The 15,915-nt window shown below is 65.4% G+C and carries 13 protein-coding genes; 3 read left to right on the forward strand and 10 right to left on the reverse strand.

Annotated features, from left to right (window positions below):
- The first annotated feature begins 8 nt into the window (after window positions 1–8).
- Complete coding sequence (locus AC04MI_RS02230; protein ID WP_056059719.1) at window positions 9–323, forward strand: DUF1840 domain-containing protein; 315 nt, start codon at window positions 9–11, stop codon at window positions 321–323.
- A gap of 111 nt (window positions 324–434) precedes the next feature.
- Here the strand turns inward: AC04MI_RS02230 and AC04MI_RS02235 are convergent, their stop codons facing one another.
- From AC04MI_RS02235 to AC04MI_RS02275, 9 genes are all read right to left on the reverse strand, one after another.
- Window positions 435–1,517 carry a Bug family tripartite tricarboxylate transporter substrate binding protein gene (locus tag AC04MI_RS02235; protein WP_436078281.1) on the reverse strand — a complete coding sequence of 361 codons (1,083 nt, stop codon included), beginning with the start codon at window positions 1,515–1,517 and terminating at the stop codon, window positions 435–437.
- A 239-nt stretch (window positions 1,518–1,756) separates the two neighbouring features.
- Window positions 1,757–2,743, reverse strand: a complete 987-nt coding sequence (locus tag AC04MI_RS02240; protein ID WP_056059714.1) for a tripartite tricarboxylate transporter substrate-binding protein — start codon at window positions 2,741–2,743, stop codon at window positions 1,757–1,759.
- A gap of 356 nt (window positions 2,744–3,099) precedes the next feature.
- Window positions 3,100–4,347: a phenylacetate--CoA ligase family protein gene (locus AC04MI_RS02245; protein ID WP_146870126.1), complete on the reverse strand. Its 1,248-nt coding sequence runs from the start codon at window positions 4,345–4,347 to the stop codon at window positions 3,100–3,102.
- A 223-nt stretch (window positions 4,348–4,570) separates the two neighbouring features.
- Window positions 4,571–5,383 (reverse strand): ABC transporter ATP-binding protein, encoded by an 813-nt coding sequence (locus AC04MI_RS02250; RefSeq protein WP_056060067.1) that lies wholly within the window; start codon window positions 5,381–5,383, stop codon window positions 4,571–4,573.
- A gap of 227 nt (window positions 5,384–5,610) precedes the next feature.
- Window positions 5,611–6,939: an ABC transporter substrate-binding protein gene (locus AC04MI_RS02255; RefSeq protein ID WP_056059709.1), complete on the reverse strand. Its 1,329-nt coding sequence runs from the start codon at window positions 6,937–6,939 to the stop codon at window positions 5,611–5,613.
- 126 nt (window positions 6,940–7,065) lie between these two features.
- Window positions 7,066–8,142, reverse strand: coding sequence for a branched-chain amino acid ABC transporter permease (locus AC04MI_RS02260; protein WP_056059708.1), 1,077 nt, complete (start codon window positions 8,140–8,142; stop codon window positions 7,066–7,068).
- 28 nt (window positions 8,143–8,170) lie between these two features.
- Window positions 8,171–9,100, reverse strand: coding sequence for a branched-chain amino acid ABC transporter permease (locus tag AC04MI_RS02265; protein WP_099731398.1), 930 nt, complete (start codon window positions 9,098–9,100; stop codon window positions 8,171–8,173).
- A gap of 15 nt (window positions 9,101–9,115) precedes the next feature.
- Entirely contained in the window at window positions 9,116–9,901 is a 786-nt protein-coding gene (locus AC04MI_RS02270) for an ABC transporter ATP-binding protein (protein WP_056060064.1), read from the reverse strand.
- Between the two features lie 35 nt (window positions 9,902–9,936).
- Entirely contained in the window at window positions 9,937–11,883 is a 1,947-nt protein-coding gene (locus tag AC04MI_RS02275) for an AMP-dependent synthetase/ligase (RefSeq protein ID WP_056745640.1), read from the reverse strand.
- A 181-nt stretch (window positions 11,884–12,064) separates the two neighbouring features.
- Between AC04MI_RS02275 and AC04MI_RS02280 the strand changes: the two genes are divergently transcribed.
- On the forward strand, window positions 12,065–13,807 hold the full coding sequence (locus AC04MI_RS02280) for an ExeA family protein (RefSeq protein ID WP_436078282.1): 1,743 nt from the start codon (window positions 12,065–12,067) through the stop codon (window positions 13,805–13,807).
- A 5-nt stretch (window positions 13,808–13,812) separates the two neighbouring features.
- Entirely contained in the window at window positions 13,813–14,628 is an 816-nt protein-coding gene (locus tag AC04MI_RS02285; RefSeq protein ID WP_099731396.1) for a general secretion pathway protein GspB, read from the forward strand.
- Between the two features lie 134 nt (window positions 14,629–14,762).
- Here the strand turns inward: AC04MI_RS02285 and AC04MI_RS02290 are convergent.
- The coding region (locus tag AC04MI_RS02290) for an ABC transporter substrate-binding protein (protein WP_476496962.1) at window positions 14,763–15,915 on the reverse strand (1,153 nt) is incomplete at its 5' end.

Genomic DNA, 15,915 nt, shown 5'->3' on the forward strand with positions numbered 1-15,915 from the left:
CCTTGACCATGCTCTACAAGTTCAAATCCCGCGCCACCGCCGACCTGATCATGCTCGAACCCCAGGGGCGCCAGATCGTGACCATCATCGGCAAGACACCCGGCGCCAGCGGCATCGTGACCGCTGCCCAGATCCCCGGCGCCATTGCCGCGCTGGAGGCGGCCGTGATCGCCGACGAAGCCCAGCCCGAAGCCCAGGAAAACGATGAGGCCGCGGCTGAAGAAATCAACGAGGCCGTGCGCCTGCGCCAGCGTGCTGCGCCGTTCATCGAGATGCTCAAGCGCAGTGCTGCGGCGGACGTGGATGTAGTGTGGGGTGTGTGACCTGACCGCGAGTACGTCTGCCGCTAGCGAGCGTTGTTAAGCTTGGCTGCGTACGTTCGGCTGGCGCCGCAGCCAATGGTCGCGCCACGGCTGATGCGGTGGCGCCAACCCTCAATCCACCTTGGCCCCCGACGTCTTCACCACCTGCGCCCACTTCTTGTGCTCGTTGTCGATGTGCTTGGCAAATTCGGCCGGGGTGTTGCCGCCGGGGATGGCGCCTTGTGCCAGCAACCGCTCCTTCATGGCGGGCGTGGCCAGTGACTTGGCGACCTCCTGCTGGATGCGGTTGACGATGTCGGCGGGTGTGCCCGCCGGGGCCAGCAGGCCGAACCAGGAGCTGGCCTCGTAGCCCTTGAGTGTGGGGCCGCCCGCCTGCTCCACGGTGGGCACATCGGGCAGTGCGCCCGAGCGCTCGGAGCTGGTCACGGCCAGCGCGGTGAGCTTGCCGGCCTTGATCTGCGCCATGGACGAGGGCAGGTTGTCGAACATCACGTCCGCATTGCCCGCCACCATGTCCATGAGCGCCGGGCCCGAGCCACGGTAGGGCAGGTGCAGCATGAAGGTGCCGGTCATGCTTTTGAACAGCTCGCCAGCCAGATGGATCGACGTGCCGTTGCCGCTGGAGGCCATGTTCATCTTGCCGGGGTTGGCCTTGGCCACCCGGATGAAATCCTGCACGTTGTGAATGCCCTGGGCCTTGGCCTTGTCGGCATTCATCACCATCACATTGGGAACAGCCGCCACCATGGTGATGGGCACAAAGTCCTTGATGGGGTCGTACGGCAGCTTCGCGTACAGCGCACGGTTGATGCCGTGGGTGCCCACGGTGCCCATCAACAGCGTGTAGCCGTCGCCGGGCGACTTGGCGACGATCTCCGCACCGACATTGCCGCCGGCGCCGGCACGGTTGTCCACGATGAACTGCTGGCCGAAGGCCTTGGACAGCTCGGGCGCCATGGCGCGGGCCAGGATGTCGGTCGTGCCACCGGGCGCAAAGGGCACGACGATGCGCACCGGCTTGGTGGGCCATGCCCCCTGGGCGCGCGCCATGGTGGGCAGCAGCGCCGCCGCGCAGGCCAGAGCCAGCGCACTGGCGGCCAGGGTCAGCGCCTGGCGACGTCGCGCACGAAGTGGGTGCACGGCGACTGTCGCACCGGATGGGCGAGTGGGTGCGTGGAGGGGAGTGCGTGCCATGGAGATCGATCCTTGATGTCGGGGGGGAGGAGAAAGGTCTGCCCTGGTTCTACGCGCGTTGGCGCAGTGGGGGCAGATGGATAACCCCAATCCTGTCGGCGCATGGGATTTGCCAGGCGCTATGTCTTGCGCATGGTGCGATCAATAACCCACCACGCACCCATGAAAAAAGCCGCAACGCGGCGGCTTTTTTGGGGGCTGACAGGGCTGCGTTCAGAGCCCTGCCGTGTGGGAAAGCATCAGTCCGCGTAGGTGCCAGCGGCCTTGATGACGGCGCCCCACTTGTCGATCTCAGCCGCCACAAACTTCTTGTGTTCCGGGCCATCGATGCGCTTGTCGGTGATGACCACGGCGCCCAGGGCTTCCTGCTTCTTGATGAACTCAGGGTCCTTCAGTGCGACCTTGAGGGCTTCGTTGATCTTCTTCTGCACATCGGCTGGTGTGCCCTTGGGGGCGTACAGGCCGTGCCAGATGCTCACGTTGAAGTCCTTCAGACCGGATTCGGCCAGGGTGGGCAGGTCCTTGAGCGCGGGCGTGGTCAGGCGCTTGGCGGTGGTCACGGCATAGGCCTTGACCTTCTTGCCTTCGATCTGGCTGGTGGTGTTGGTGGTCTGGTCGCACAGCAGGTCAATCTGGCCGCCAATCAGGTCGGTGATGGCAGGGGCCGTGCCCTTGTAAGGCACATCCGTCATGTCCGTCTGCAGGGCGGACTTGAACATCAGTCCGCACAGGTGCGAGGCCGCGCCCAGGCCCGCGTTGCCCAGGTTGATCTTGCCCTTGTTCTGCTGGATCCAGGCCGTCAACTCCTTGAAGTTGTTGGCGGGCATGGTGGGGCGAGCGATCAGCGTCATGGGCACTTCGTTGACCATGCCCAGGTATTCAAAGTCGTTGGGTACGCTGAACGACAGCTTGCGGTACAGCGCAGGCATGGTGGACATGCCGATGTGGTTGAGCAGCAGCGTGTAGCCATCGGGTGTGGCGCGGGCTACACGGGCGGCACCGATCGAGCTGCCTGCGCCGGCGGTGTTGTCCACCACAACGGTCGCGCCCAAAGGCTTGCGCAGCGCCTCGGCCAGGTCGCGCGCCACACGGTCGGTGGGGCCACCCGCCGCAAAGGGCACCACCAGGGTGACTGTCTTGTCCTTGGCGGGGAAATCCTGCGCATGGGCGCCAAAGGCGGCCACTGCAGCGGCAGCGACGAGGGCGAGTTTCAGCGTTGTTTTCATGGGTGCTCCTGTAAATGACGGGCCATGATAGCGAGGGGTATTTCCGGCAACATTGCGGATAGTACGTAGCACACAAGCCATATGGTCTTTAAGCCAAAGAGGCCTGTAGCGCAGATATTTATTGACTTAAATGCTATTCAAAAGATAGCATTTGTAAGGGTAAACACTGCGGTACACCGGCGCGCAAAGTGGACATGTTTTGCGCTGTCGCAAGGGCTGGCGCGATGTCCTGGCCATTGATGTGCATGCACATCTTTTGGGCGCCAGCATGCGTTGCCGGCGCTGCCAGCACCGGCTCACGCAGCGCTCCTGCGGCCCCTGCGGCCCCTGCGAGAACGTCAGCGGGCTCTCAGGGGCTACTTGTAGCTGCGCGCGTCTTCGATGACCTTGCCATCGTTGGGCAGTGTGCCCGGGGGCACCATCTGCACCTCGCCGCGCAGCTTGGTCACTTCGCGGATGGCGTCGCTGAGCTGGTGGGCCAGGCCCTCGGCGGTTTCGGTGGTCTCCACCTGCAGCACCATCTGGTCGTTGGCCATCTCGCCGCTGACCACGAGCCGGGCACGCTGCACCTGTGGAAAGCGCCGCGCGATGGTGGCGATCTGGCCGGGGTGCACGAACATTCCGCGCACCTTGGTGGTCTGGTCGGCCCGGCCCATCCAGCCCTTGATGCGGGTGTTGGTGCGGCCGGTGGGGCACTGGCCCGGCAGCACCGCCGACAGGTCGCCAGTACCAAAGCGGATCAGCGGGTAGTCAGGGTTGAGCGTGGTGATGACCAGCTCGCCCACCTCACCCTCGGGCACGGGGTCGCCCGTGCCGGGACGCACGATCTCGACGATCACGCCTTCATCCAGCACCAGGCCTTCGCGGGCCGAGGTTTCATACGCAATCAGGCCCAGGTCGGCGGTGGCATAGCACTGGTAGCCCGCGATGCCACGCTCGGCAAACCAGTCGCGCAGCGAGGGCGGGAAGGCCTCGCCCGACACCAGGGCCTTGGTGACGGTGGGCAGCGCCACGCCCATCTCTGCAGCCTTCTCGACGATGATTTTCAGAAAACTGGGCGTGCCGATGTAGCCCGCAGGCTTCAGCTCGGCCATGGCCTGCACCTGCTGCTCGGTCTGGCCCGTGCCACCGGGGAAGACGGTGCAGCCCAGCGCGTGGGCGCCGGTCTCCATCATCGAACCCGCAGGCACAAAGTGGTAGCTGAAGCTGTTGTGGATCAGCTCGCCGCTGCGAAAGCCCGCTGCGTGGATCGCGCGCGCCATGCGCCAGTAGTCACGCCGTGTGCCCTCGGGCTCGTAGATGGTGCCGGGGCTGGCGAACACGCGGGTCATGCCGGGCCCGAAGTTCAGCGCGCTGAAGCCACCAAACACATTGGCCGCGCGGCCCGCCTGCTGCCGCTCCAGCAGCTCGTATTTGCGCGTGACGGGTAATTGCGCCAGCGCGGCGCGGCTGGTGACAGTCGAAGCATCCACGCCCGCCAGGATGCTGGCAAAGGCGGGTGACGCCTTCTGGGCATGGGCGATCTGCTGCGGCAGCGCCGCCATCAAGGCCGCTTCGCGCTCGGCAGGGCTGCGCGTTTCCAGGGCGTCATAGAACGTGCTCATGCCTGGGTTTCCTTGTGAGGTTGTTTGAGTGAAATATGCCTCTAGCGCTTTTCCATCAAGCGTAAGTAGCTATAAAAACAGGAGTTATTGAAACTGGGTTCGAGAAGGGTGTTGCCTTGAAAACTGGCGCGCCCGAGGCCAGCGCCACCGCGCAAGGGCCGCCCCGCCGCGCTGGTGGCGTCCCCCTGAGGGGGAAGGCGCTGAAGGCGACACAGGGGGCATGTCAGGCCAACCAGCGCTTGCGCCGCTTGTAGCTTTTGACATCCTTGAAACTCTTGCGCTCGCCGCCGCCCACGCCCAGGTAGAACTCCTTGACGTCCTCGTTGTTGGCCAGGTCGCTCGCGGCGCCGTCCATCACCACGCGGCCGCTTTCCATGATGTAGCCGTAGTCCGAATACTTGAGGGCCATGTTGGTGTTCTGCTCGGCCAGCAGGAAGGTGACCTTCTCCTTGGTGTTCAGGTCCTTCACGATGTTGAACACCTCCTCCACGATCTGTGGGGCCAGGCCCATGGAGGGCTCGTCCAGCAGCACCATGCTGGGGTTGGCCATGAGCGCGCGGCCGATGGCGCACATCTGCTGCTCGCCACCCGAGGTGTACGCCGCCTGCGAGGTGCGGCGCGTCTTGAGACGCGGAAAGTAGTTGTAGACCTTCTCCAGGTTGGCCGCGATTTCGGCCTTGCTGGTGCGGGTGTAGGAGCCTGTCATCAGGTTCTCTTCGATCGTCAGGTGGGCAAAGCAGTGCCGCCCCTCCATCACCTGCACCACGCCACGCTGCACCAGGTCGGCGGGCGACAGGTTCTCGATGCGCTCGCCACGCAGCTCGATGGAGCCCTTGGTGACCGCGCCGCGCTCCCCCTGCAGCAGGTTGGAGATGGCCCGCAGTGTGGTGGTCTTGCCCGCGCCATTGCCGCCCAGAATGGCCACGATGGAGCCCTCGCGCACCTGCAGCGAGACGCCCTTGAGCACCAGGATCACGTGGTTGTAGATGACCTCGATGCCGTTGACGTTGAGAACGATATTGCTGTTGGAGTCCATGGTCTTGCCTTCCTGTACCAATCCAAAAGGCTGTGGGTCAACCCTTTGGATTGGCGGCTGCTCCCGAGAGCGCAACCGCGAATCACTGGCCGTTGAAACGGTCGCAGCCTGAAATACCAGTGCCACCGTGCAAGGGCCGCCCCGCCGCACCGGTGGCGTCCCCCTTCCCGCAGCGCGAAGCGCTAAGAGAGAAGGGGGAAGCGGCAAAGCCGCTCAGGGGGATGTGCTTAGCTCTGGCAGTCCGCCGCATCCCGGCGCGTCATCTTCTTGTCGGCCAGGTACTTGTCCGCACCGGCCTTGACCATGGGCTTGAGGATCTGCTCATCGGCCTGGTACCAGTCGGACGAGAAGTTCCACTTGCTGCCATCCCAGGTGTGCACGCGCGCCCAGGTGGAGCCCATGTGGTCGGCGCAGCTGGTGGACAGCGGACGCATCACGCCGCCAAAGCCCAGCGCGTCCAGCTTCTTCTGGTCCAGGGCCAGGTTTTCCATGCCCCAGCGCACTTGTTCGCCAGTCATGACCTTGCCCTTGCCAAAACGCTCCTGCGCGCGGCGCACCGATTCGACGGCCAGCATCTGGATGATCACGCCACGGGTGTACAGCACCGAGCCCACTTCGTCCTTGGGTCCCGTGCCCTGGCCCTTGTCGTGCACGTTCTTCAGGATGTCCTGGATCACCTTGGGCTGCTGGCCCGAGGTGTTCAGGGCCAGCGCGTTGTAGCCCTTGGCGCCTTCACCCACGTCACGCACATCGGGCTCGGCACCAGCCCACCACACGCCATACATCTTGTCGCGGGGGTAGCCGGTGGCCTGGGCTTCCTTCAGGGCGGTGGAGTTCATCACGCCCCAGCCCCACAGCAGCACGTAGTCGGGGCGGCTCTGGCGCACTTGCAGCCAGGTGGCCTTCTGCTCCACGCCAGGGGCTGTCACTGGCAGCATCTGCAGCTCAAAGCCGTGCATCTTGGCGCGCTCCTGCAGCAGCGGGATAGGCTCCTTGCCAAACGGGCTGTCGTGGTACACCAGCGCAATCTTCTTGCCCTTGAGCTTGTCCAGACCGCCGTTGGCCTTGCCAATGTGCTGGATCAGGATGTCGGCGCCGGTCCAGTAGCTGCCCATGAACGGGAAGTTCCACTTGAATGCCTGGCCGTCCTGCGCCACCGACAGGCCGTAGCCCAGCGTCATCAGCGGAATCTTGTCCACGGGGGCTTTTTCGGTCAGCGCAAACGTGATGCCGGTGGCCTGGGGGTCGAACAGCGACACGCCAGGGCGGCTCTTGAGGCGCTCATAGCATTCCACGCCACGGTCCGTGGCGTAGCCCGTCTCACATTCTTCAAAAGTCAGCTTCACACCATTGATGCCGCCGTCGCGGGCATTGATCATCTTGATGTAATCCTGCTTGCCGTTGGCCCATGGCACGCCGTTGGGCGCATAGGGGCCGGTGCGGTACGACAGCAGCGGGAAGAACTGCTCCTTGGCTTGTGCGAAAGCGCTCGTCGCGATGGACGATGCACCGGCAGCAACCACCGCAGCGGCGATCACGATTTTCGAAAGCTTCATGGATGTCTCCTTTGGATGAATGTGTTGAAGCACGGGAAAAAACAGGACAGATAGACAGTTAACGCGGCAATGCGACAGGCACGTATCGGGACTTGCGAGTAAGGGGTTTCCTGCAATGCCGTCCGGTCAATGGGGGAAGGGCCACAGGCGCAGCTTCTGCTTGGCGGTGGACCACAGCTTGGCCAGGCCATGGGGTTCGACGATGAGGAACCACACGATCAGCGCACCGAAGATCATCAGCTCGGCATGCGAGACGCCCGCCGTGGACACCTCGATGCCAAAGAGCCCCATGAAGGCCGGCAGGAACTGGTTAAGCACGATGGGCAGCACCACGATGAAGGCCGCACCAAAGAAGCCGCCCATGATCGAGCCCAGCCCGCCGATGATCACCATGAACAAGAGGCGGAACGATATTTCCACCGAGAAGGCTGCTGGCTCCCACGCGCCCAGGTGCACAAAGGCCCACAGTGCACCGGCCATGCCCACGATGAACGAGCTGACCGCGAACGCGCTGAGCTTGGCGTACATGGGGCGGATGCCGATCACGGCGGCGGCCACGTCCATGTCGCGAATCGCCATCCACTCGCGGCCAATGGCGCCACGCACCAGGTTCTTGGCCAGCAGGGCCACGATGACCAGCAACGCCAGGCAGAAAAGGTATTTGCTGGTGGCGCTTTCGATGGGCATGCCCAGCACCTGCAGGTTGTTGACCGACACCGACCCCGAGTCGGAGTTGTTGGTGAACCACTTGATGCGCAGGAACATCCAGTCGCTGAAGAACTGCGCCGCCAGCGTCGCCACGGCCAGGTATAGCCCCTTGACGCGCAGGCTGGGCAGCCCGAACAGGATGCCGAAAAACGTGGCGCACAGGCCGCCCAGGATCAGTGCAGGGATCAGCGGCATGCCTGGAAAGCGCACGAAGAAGTTGTAGGCGCCGTAGGCTCCCACGGCCATGAAGGCGCCCGAGCCCAGCGAGATCTGCCCGCAGTAGCCCACCAGGATGTTCACCCCCAGGGCCGCCAGCGCCATGATGACAAAGGGGATCAGGATGGCGCGGAAGATGTAGTCGCTGGCCAGCATGGGCACGGCGATGAAGGCAATGGCCAGGATGATGCCGATGGCAATGCGATCCTGCGCGATCGGAAAGATCTGCTGATCGGCGCGGTAGCTCGTCTTGAACTGGCCGTTTTCGCGGTAGAGCATGGAAGTCTCCTGTTCTTGTTGTTATGCGTTACACGCGGTCAATGATCTTTTCTCCGAACAGGCCCTGTGGCCTGAACAAGAGGAACACCAGCGCCAGCACATACGCAAACCAGATCTCGATGCCCCCGCCCACGAAGGGGCCCAGGTACACCTCGGAGAGCTTCTCGCCCACGCCGATGATCAGCCCGCCGATGATGGCGCCGGGCACCGAGGTGAGGCCGCCCAGGATCACCACGGGCAGCGCACGCAGCGCCACCGTGGTCAGTGAGAACTGCACACCCAGCTTGCTGCCCCAGATCATCCCGGCCACGAGGGCCACGACACCGGCCACGCACCACACGATCACCCAGATGCGGTTGAGCGGAATGCCGATGGACTGGGCGGCCTGGTGGTCGTCGGCCACGGCGCGCAGCGCGCGGCCGGTGGAAGTCTTCTGGAAGAACACCGACAGCAGGGCCACCAGCGCGGCGGCAATGGCGGCGGCAATCACGTCTTCCTTGTTGATCAGGATGCCGCCCTGAAAGAGGCTGTCGAGCATGAAGATCGGCTCCTTGGGCATGCCCACATCGATCTTGTAGATGTCGCTGCCGAACAGCGTCTGGCCCAGGCCTTCCATGAAGTAGGTAATGCCCAGCGTGGCCATGAGCAGCGTGGCGCCCTCCTGGTTCACGAGGTGGCGCAGCACCAGCTTCTCGATCAGCCAGGCCACCACAAACATGATGGCGCCTGCGATCACAAAGGCCGCCAGGTTGGCCACGATGGGGCTGCTGATGCCCGTCCACTTGGGGATCCACTCGGAAAAACGGGCCATGGCCAGCGCTGCGAACAGCACCATGGCGCCCTGTGCAAAGTTGAACACGCCCGAGGCTTTGTAGATCAGCACAAAGCCCAGCGCCACCAGCGAATACAGCATGCCGGCCATCAGGCCGCCGATCAGTGTTTCAAGAAAGAATGCCATGTTGTCTTCTCCTGATCAGTGCGAGGTGCCGAGATAGGCACTGATCACGTCTTCGTTGCTGCGCACTTCGTCGGGGCTGCCGTCGCCGATCTTCTTGCCGTAGTCCAGCACCACCACGCGGTCGCTGATGTCCATCACCACGCCCATGTCGTGTTCGATCAGCACGATGGTGGTGCCGAACTCGTCGTTCACGTCCAGGATGAAGCGGCACATGTCCTGCTTTTCTTCCACGTTCATGCCGGCCATGGGCTCGTCCAGCAGCAGCACCTGCGGCTCCATGGCCAGGGCGCGGCCCAGGTCCACGCGCTTTTGCAGGCCGTAGGGCAGCTGGCCCACGGGTGTCTTGCGGTAGGCCTGGATTTCCAGGAAGTCAATGATGTGCTCGACGTATTCGCGGTGGCGGATTTCCTCGCGCTCGGCCGGGCCGATGCGCAGCGCCTGCATCAGCAGGTTGCTTTTGATCTTGAGGTTGCGGCCGGTCATGATGTTGTCGATCACGCTCATGCCCTTGAACAGCGCCAGGTTCTGGAACGTGCGCGCCACGCCCATCTCGGCCACCTGGCGCGAGTTCATGTGGTCAAACGTCTTGCCCCGGAAGGTGATGGAGCCCTCGGACGGCGTGTACACGCCGTTGATGCAGTTGAGCATGGAGCTTTTGCCTGCGCCGTTGGGGCCGATGATGGCGCGGATCTCATGCTCCTTGACGTTAAAGGAGATGTCGGTGAGCGCCTTCACGCCGCCAAACCGGAGGCTGATGTTCTTGACGTCGAGGATGACGTCGCCGATCTTTTTAGTGGTCATGGTGGGGGGCTTCTCCAGCGGGTAGAGCGCGGGCTTCATGCGGCACTCTTCACAGGCGCAAATGTCTTCGTGTCCGACAGCTTGAGCGTGGCGCTCACGCTGCCGGTGCGGCCGTCCTCGAACTTGACCTGGGTCTCGATGTACTGCTCGGTGCGGCCTGCGTACAGCGCATCCACCAGCACGCCGTACTTGTCGGCAATGAAGCCCCGGCGGACCTTGTTGGTGCGGGTGAGTTCGCCATCGTCGGCGTCCAGCTCCTTGTGCAGCACCAGGAAGCGGCTTACCTGGCTGCCAGCCAGCATGGTGTCGGTGGCCAGGTCGGCGTTCACCTTCTCGATGCACTCGCGGATCAGTTCATACACCTCGGGTTTTTGGGCCAGGTCGGTGTAGCCAGCGTAGGGCAGGTTGCGGCGCTCGGCCCAGTTGCCCACGGCGTCGAAGTCGATGTTGACCATCACGCAGACCTTCTCGCGCTTGTCGCCCAGGGCCACCACTTCCTTGATGTGCGGGAAGAACTTGAGCTTGTTCTCCACGTACTTGGGCGCAAACATGGCGCCGTCGTTGGCGCCGCCCATGATGCGGCCCACGTCCTTGACGCGGTCGATGATCTTGAGGTGGCCATGCGCATCCAGAAAGCCTGCGTCGCTGGTGTGGTACCAGCCGTCGGCCGTCAGCACCTCGGCCGTGGCGGCCGGGTTCTTGTAGTACTCCTTGAGCAGACCGGCCGACTTGACCAGGATCTCGCCGTTGTCGGCCACCTTGATTTCCACACCGCGAATCGGCACGCCCACCGTGTCGGCGCGCGCCTGGTTGTCGGGCTGCAGGCACACGAACACGGCGGTTTCGGTGGAGCCGTACAGCTGCTTCAAGTTGATGCCGATGGAGCGGTAGAAGGTGAAAAGGTCGGGGCCAATGGCCTCGCCCGCCGTGTAGGCCACGCGCACGCGGCTGAAACCTAGGTTGTTGCGCAGCGGGCCGTACACCAGCACATTGCCCAATGCGTACTTGATGCGGTCGAGGGTGCCCACGGGCTCGCCGTCCATGAGGGCGGGGCCCACGCGTTTGGCGACGCGCATGCAGGCCTCGAACATCTTGCGCTTCAAGGCGCCCGCGTCTTCCATGCGGATCATCACGCTGGTGAGCAGACCTTCAAAGATGCGCGGTGGCGCAAAGTAGTAGGTGGGGCCCACTTCCTTCAGATCGATGGTTACCGTGCTGGCCGACTCGGGGCAGTTGACCACGTAGCCGCAGGCCAGCCACTGGGCATAGCTGAAGATGTTCTGGCCGATCCAGGCGGGTGGCAGGTAGGCCAGCACTTCTTCACTGCTGGTGAGCTTGTCGAACTCGGCGCCCGCGCTGGCGCGGTCCAGCAGCGTGCTGTGGGTGTGGACCACGCCCTTGGGGTTGCCCGTGGTGCCGGAGGTGAAGAACATTGCAGCCACATCGCCGGGCTGGGCCTTGGCCACCTCGGCCTTGAACCAGCCGGGGTTCTTTGCAGCAAAGGCCTTGCCGGACTCGATCAGGGCATCCAGCGATGCCAGGCCGGGCTCTGCGTAATTGCGCAGGCCGCGGGGGTCGTCAAAGAAGATGTTGGAAATCTGCGGGCATTGCTCGCGGATTTCGAGCAGCTTGTCCACCTGCTCCTGGTCTTCCACCAGGCAAAAGCGCACCTCGGCGTTGTTGAGCGGGAAGATGCATTCGGCCGCCACCGCGTCCTGGTACAGCGGCACGGGGATGGCGCCCAGCGACTGGGCGGCCAGCATGGTGGCGTACAGGCGGGGGCGATTCGCGCCCACCACCACCATGTGTTCATGGCGCTTCAGGCCCGCCAGGTGCAGGCCGGCCGCTACCTGTTCCACCAGGCGCACCAGGTCGGCCCAGCTGTGGGTTTGCCAGATGCCATATTCTTTTTCGCGCAGGGCCGGGGCATTGGGGCGCTCGGCGGCATGCTTGAGCAGCAGTTGCGGGAACGTGGTCAACATTGCAGGTTCCTGAAAGTGAGAAGGTGTCAGCCCGGCGACTGCCGGGCGCGCAAGCTTGTGATTGCGCGATGGGGGAATGCTAGGACCCACTTTGACGTCATCTTGTCTTGCCGACGACAATTTAGGGGTAACTCCCGGGTGGGTAAAACCCTGCCCACGGGCGGGCGGTATCCTCCGGGGCATGTACGCCCCGTTCTTCGGCCTTCAGCACCCGCCGTTCTCCATCGCCCCCGACCCCCGCTACCTGTTCATGAGCGAGCGGCACCGCGAGGCGCTGGCGCACCTGCTGTATGGCCTGGACGCCGGCGGCGGTTTTGTGCTGCTGACCGGCGAGGTGGGTGCGGGCAAGACCACGGTGTGCCGCTGCTTTCTGGAGCAGATCCCGCCGCATTGCAACGTCGCTTACATCTTCAACCCCAAGCTCACCGTGGGCGAGCTGCTGCGCTCCATCTGCGACGAGTTTGGCGTGCCGCACCGGCCCTCGGTGGCAGGCGTGGAAACGGTCAAGGATTACATCGACCCGCTCAATGCCTCGCTGCTCGCGGCGCATGGCGCCGGGCGCAACACCGTGCTCATCATTGACGAGGCGCAGAACCTGTCGGCCGACGTGCTGGAGCAGCTGCGCCTGTTGACCAACCTGGAAACCAGCGAGCGCAAGCTGCTGCAGATCATCCTGATCGGCCAGCCAGAGCTGCGCACCATGGTCGCCAGCCCGGCCTTGGAGCAACTGGCCCAGCGGGTGATTGCGCGTTTTCACCTCGATGCGCTGAGCGCGCAGGAGACCCAGCAATACATCGCCCACCGCCTGGCCGTGGCGGGCCTGCAAGGCCCGCTGCCCTTTAGTCGCAGCGCCCTGCGGCGGGTGCATGCGCTGTCGCGCGGCATTCCCCGGCGCATCAACCTGCTGTGCGACCGGGCGCTGCTGGGTGCCTATGCCGCCGGGGTGCGCGAGGTCAGCGCCCGCATCGTCCAGCGCGCGGCGGCTGAGGTGTTTGATGCGCCAGCGTCGGCCGCTGCTGCGCGCAACGCCCGTGGCCTGTGGCCGCGCTGGGCGGTTGCGGGCCTGGGCGTGGTGGCGGGAGCAGCCCTGGTGGCGGGCGGATGGGCCCTGGGGGCCTGGCCGCAATGGTCTCGGCAAGGCGCCGTGACATCCGCCGTGCCTGCGGGCGCCATGGCCAGCAAAACATCTGCCAGCGCGCCAACGAGCGGCGCTGCCAGCACAGCGGGGGTAATGCCCGCAGCCCCTGCGTCAGGGGCTTCGGCCCCGCGCGGGGCAGCGCCGGTGGCCCTGTCGGACCTGCAGCAGTTTGTGGCCGCACTGCCCGCCAGCGACACCGCCGCCTGGCAGGCGCTGGCCTCGGCCTGGGGTGCCAGTGTGGCCGATGGTGCCGACGCCTGCGCCGCATTGCCCCGCGACGGCTTGCGCTGTTATCGCAACCGCCGCGCCGGCCTGAACCTGGTGCGGCAGATCGATCGCCCAGTGCTGCTCACGCTGTTCCCGTCCGAAGAGGGCGACGTGGCGGTGTCGGCCGTGCTGCGCCGCCTGGACGGCGACACGGCCACGCTGGAAGGCGGGGGCCGCACGGTGCGTGTGCCCGTGGCCGAGCTGGCCCAGGTGTGGCGCGGCGACATCGCCACGCTGTGGCGCACGCCGCCCGATATGCCCGACAAAGGCGACCTGGCGGAGACCCCCGCTGGCGCCGCCTGGCTGGACCAGCAACTGGCCACGGCTGCAGCCGGGGGCACGCGGGCTGCCGTACCTGCAGCCGGCCGCGCGACCACGCCGGCCCAGCGCCAGTCCCGCATCCAGCGCTTCCAGCTCGCCCAGGGGGTGACCCCGGACGGCCGGGCGGGCCCCTTGACCCTCATGCTGCTCAACCGTGTCAACGGCGTGAGCGAACCGCGCTTGCGCACCGGAGGCTGAACCCAGTGTCTTACATCCTTGATGCGCTGCGGCGCGCAGAAGCTGAGCGCGGCCGTGGCGCCGTGCCCGGCATCCATACCCCGGCGGTGCCTGTCCCCGGTGCCGTGCCGGTGGCAGGGCGATCGGCCATCAGCCCGGTGCTGGTGGCCGTGGCGGTGGTGGTTGTGGCTGCTGTGGCGGCCGGTGGTACCTGGTGGTTTATGCAGCGGCCGGTGCCTGCGGGCACCGTCGTTGTTGCTGCCGCGCCCGCCACATCCGCCGCTGTGGCGCCGTCCATGCCGGCGGTAGCGTCCACGGCGCCGCCGGCAGCGCCTGCAGCTCTGCCAGCAGCCCCCGAAGCGGCCCCTGCGGTGGTGGCGGCGGTGACGCCCCCTCCGGCAGCCGCGCCCCGCGCGGCGGCACCGCAGCGGGAGCGGCCCGCGCCGGTGTCCAGCAGCCCGGTCGCGCCGCGCTCCCCCGCCACAGACTCCGAACGGTCACGCCCTGCAGAGCCCGCCCCCCGTGAGCGCGTGCCTGCGGCCCCAGCGCCGCGTGTACCCGACATGGCTGCGGCCAGTCCAGCTCCTTCAGCAGCCCCGGCGGCTACGGGCACCGTGTTTGCCCAGGCCGATCTGCCCGAGGCTGTGCGGGCACAGCTGCCGTCGCTCAAGATCTCTGGGGTCACCTATTCCAGCAACCCGGTGTACCGCATGGCCATCGTCAACGGCCAGGTGCTGCACGAGGGCGACCCGGCCGGGCCGGGCCTGCTGCTGGAGAAGATCGAGCCCGGCCGCACCATCTGGTCGTTCAAGGGCTACCGGTACGGATTGGCTTCGCAATAGCAGTATTTGGGCAAAATTGGCCGGTAGCGCTAGTGCAATATGCGCTGGCAGCTATTTAATTGATAGCAATTGTGTGGGCATGCGCTGAGCCACCTGTGCCGCTCACATTCGCTGAGAACTGGGGGGACCCAGGGCTATCGCAAGAACCGCCCGTCGCGCCCCACCAGCGTGAGCTCCACAAAGCGCGAGGCGTTGCGGTCGGGCGTGCTGGCGCTGATCTCGAACCCGCCCAGGTCCCACTTTTTCAGGTTCCAGGTGGCGTCGATGAAGGCCGCGCGCGTGGGGTTGCGGCCTGCGCGCTGCAGGGCCTCGGCAAACACGCGGGCGTTGATGTAGCCCTCCAGCGCCAGGTGCGAGGGCTCGGCCGTGGCGCCGGAGGCCTTCCAGGCGGCCTGGAATTCGCGCACCACGGGCATCACCACGTTGGAGGGCAGGGGCACCACCTGCGAAATCGCCATGCCCGTGGCGTCCGCGCCCAGGGCTTTGACGGTGGCCGGGGTGCCCATGACCGACAGCGCGTACAGCGTCACGCCCCGCTTGAGCGCGCGGAACGCCTTCACAAACTCCAGCGTGGGCTTGCCCGCCAGGCCAATCACGATGGCCTCCAGGTTGCCGCCCGCCAGTTTGGCTGCGGCGCTGCCCGCGTCCGAGGCATTGTTCTCCACGGTCACCGTGACGGCCTCAGGCAGCTTGAGCCGGTCCATCGACTGCTTGGCGGCGTTGAACACCTCTTTGCCGAACGAGTTGTTCTGGTAGACGATGCCAATGCGCTGGATGCCGATGGTGGACAGGTGCTGCACCAGCTTCTCGGCCTCGTCGGCGTAGCTGGCGCGGATGTTGAACACGTTGCGGGCGTTCTTGGTGCGGCTGAGCTGTGCGCCGGTGAAGGGTGCAAAAAACGGGATGCCGCTTTCGATCACCTTGGGCAGCATGGCGTCGATCATGGGCGTGCCCATGCAGTTGAACAGCGCAAAGTACCCAGGGTCGGCCAGAAACTGCTCCACATTGGCCAGCGCCTTGGGCACGTCGTAGGTGTCATCCTGCGTGACGAGTTCGATGGCCTTGCCATGCACGCCGCCGCGCGCGTTGATGCCCGCAAATGCGGCCTTGGCGCCCTGGTGCATGGCCGAGCCCAGGTCGCCCAGCGGGCCGGTGAGGGCGGTGGATTGCGCGATCTTGATTGCGCCCTCCTGCGCGCGGGCCGCGCCGCTCCAGCCCAGCCCGGGCAGGCCGACGGCCGCTGCGGTGGCGGCTGCGGCGGCCAGCACCTGGCGGCGGGCCAGGGGG

It is taken from the genome of Acidovorax sp. LjRoot204 (genome assembly GCF_056175785.1).